Genomic DNA, 2,347 nt, shown 5'->3' with positions numbered 1-2,347 from the left:
TGTTTTATCATTAATATCTTGTTTGATTGCTTCAATAATACATTTTTCTTGTACAGGAGTACACCGCACAAATAAAATCCCAAATCCTTCACGCCAAGATAAATCGCGTTTTAACCTCAGATACGATTCTTGTTCATCTGATCTAAATGTTGTTGAATTGGATGTCAGCATTTTATTCATCTATTAGTTACATCATCAAGAGCAGATTTAAACTCAGGTGTCCCTTCAATTAAAGGGTGAACATCATACCAACGTACAGGATTATCTTCTCCATCAAACTCTCGATATTCCAAGACACAACGACGGAATAGCAAACTACGATAGTCTTCATCATTAGGGATAGACTTGGAAAGAGAAACTTCAGCTAATTTTTGCCATTCTTCAGAACTAACAGCATTACGATAGGTGCTATCTCTGGCATCACTAACTGCCCGCCTCACTATTCTTGTAGTAATCGGGAAATCATCAATATAACGCATTACTGACTGCATTAATAGCATCAACTCTCGTACATGACCACCAGTCATAGCACAAAGCTCAATGCGAGTGTCTTGACTATCAAAGATTTGTGTATCAATATCAATCGTAGGGTCAACTAAGTGAATCCTTTTTTCAATAACTTCTTTTAATTTATCTAATCCTTGTGAATAGGGTTTGTTGTCACGGTTTTTTACCATAATCATTGGTAACACTTGAGGAGTAGCATACATATTTCTTAATTCAGTAGCTTGACTGGAATAGGCTAAGGAAATAGGTACTGTATAAACTACGTGACATTTCAACGCTGTTAATTGACTGCTATAATTAATAAATATTTCATCGTGACTTGTTCTGTCATTCCCTCTTTCCAGGGGGATGATTCTATCTAAGTTATCCGCGATCACAACTATGTTGGATTTTTCGTCAGGTAATTTATGTTGAGCATCTTCAATAAATTCATTTAACGCTGTAATCAACGAGACACTATAATTATCAACCTGTTTTCTAATGGTTTCACGACTACTAGGATTGCGTCTTAAGGTTGTAGTCAATTTACTAAAAATCTGAATTTGAGCTTCAACCGTTAATTTTTCAAATTCTACCTCCGATAACGCCAAATCCTTTAATTCACTCCACCGAGACTCTAACCAATTTAATAACGGATTAGGAGACGCATACTCTTTAAGTTTCTCTAAAATATTACGAGTACAAGCTAACAGGATATCTGTATATTGAGCATCGATTTCATCAATATCTCCTTCCGTTGCTGGAAAATAAACCACAAAGCAGCCATCCTTCTGCAAATAATCCTCCAGACGCAATAACTCCGTTGATTTCCCCACACCCCGATGTCCAGTATAAAGTTGACAAGTCGCTTGGTCTGAAAAGATGATAGTTTTACCAATTTCCCTGAAAATATTGTCATCTCCTCTGACATCACTACAGTTTACATAAGCTGGATCGTTAGCTGGTAAGGGATAAAATGGTTGAAATTGATTGTAGATTTTTTTGATTAAGCTCATGGGGGGTGATGTGTCTAGTGGTTTTCAATTTGGTGAGGTACAGAGTTCCTGGTTTTAGGGAACAGGGAACAGGGAACAGGGAACAGGGAGTAGGGAGTAGGGAGTAGGGAGTAGGGAGTAGGGAAGAGAGAACAGGGAGACTTTTGGCAACGTTACACAAGTTAATAAAATAACGCACCATCGGATAAAACCGTAACAATGAGATGCCCCCGATGGCAATTGCCCTATGGCTGGCTGGTAATTGTCCTAATTATAAAATAATATATTGCGGTTTTTAATTAGGTGAGGTTTTTAGGAAACAGGGAATAGCGATGCAGCGCGGTCTTGGGGGTTTCCCCCATGAGCGACTGCATCAAGACGGGAACAGGGAACAGTGCGTAGGGTGGGCAAAATGAGAGTATCTAGAATTGTTCAAAGAACCAAAGGGTTTTTGCCCACCCTACTTACAAAGAATCAAAGGGTTTTTGCCCACCCTACAAGCTTTGCTGACTGGCTAGTTTATTAGCAACAAGTACTAGTTAATGAGAAACTAGTACTCGTTAGGAAGAAACGGGTACCCATTTGTTACACAGCAGTACTCGTTTACAAGAAAATAGTATTGGTGTGTGAGAAAATAGTACTCGTTAGGAATAAATGGGTACTGGTGTGTTAAAAGTGATTACCTGGTCTGGTCTATTGTTAAGCCTATTGCCTATTGCCTATTGCCTATTGCCTATTGCCTATTGCCTATTGCTTACTCCCTGCTCCCTAAAAGCCCAGACGTTGTACCTAACAGCAATTGCAAACCGCTGTATTGATAATTGTGATATTTTTGCCATCATGGAAGTAACTCCTATTTAGGTGGG

The 2,347-nt window shown here is 38.8% G+C and carries 3 protein-coding genes and 1 pseudogene; 1 reads left to right on the top strand and 3 read right to left on the bottom strand.

All coding sequences use genetic code 11. The features are described from left to right. From F6J94_RS33050 to F6J94_RS33040, 3 genes and pseudogenes are all read right to left on the bottom strand, one after another. A pseudogene (locus F6J94_RS33050) lies at positions 1-180 on the bottom strand (hypothetical protein); the annotation flags it as partial. Further along, complete coding sequence (locus F6J94_RS33045) at positions 177-1,502, bottom strand: P-loop NTPase fold protein (RefSeq protein ID WP_293047977.1); 1,326 nt, start codon at positions 1,500-1,502, stop codon at positions 177-179. The pseudogene F6J94_RS33050 and the gene F6J94_RS33045, both read right to left, overlap by 4 nt. Beyond that, positions 1,444-1,683: a hypothetical protein gene (locus F6J94_RS33040; RefSeq protein WP_293047975.1), complete on the bottom strand. Its 240-nt coding sequence runs from the start codon at positions 1,681-1,683 to the stop codon at positions 1,444-1,446. The genes F6J94_RS33045 and F6J94_RS33040 overlap by 59 nt, the downstream gene beginning before the upstream one ends. 452 nt (positions 1,684-2,135) lie before the next feature. On the opposite strand from F6J94_RS33040, the gene F6J94_RS33035 reads away from it, so the two are divergent. Further along, positions 2,136-2,342: a hypothetical protein gene (locus F6J94_RS33035; protein WP_293047973.1), complete on the top strand. Its 207-nt coding sequence runs from the start codon at positions 2,136-2,138 to the stop codon at positions 2,340-2,342. Positions 2,343-2,347: the final 5 nt, after the last annotated feature.

The organism is Moorena sp. SIO1F2 (genome assembly GCF_010672755.1).
In the GTDB taxonomy this organism is placed as follows: Bacteria; Cyanobacteriota; Cyanobacteriia; order Cyanobacteriales; family Coleofasciculaceae; genus Moorena.
The sequence above is the reverse complement of the archived record's forward strand: the minus strand, read 5'-3'. Positions and strand labels throughout refer to the sequence as shown.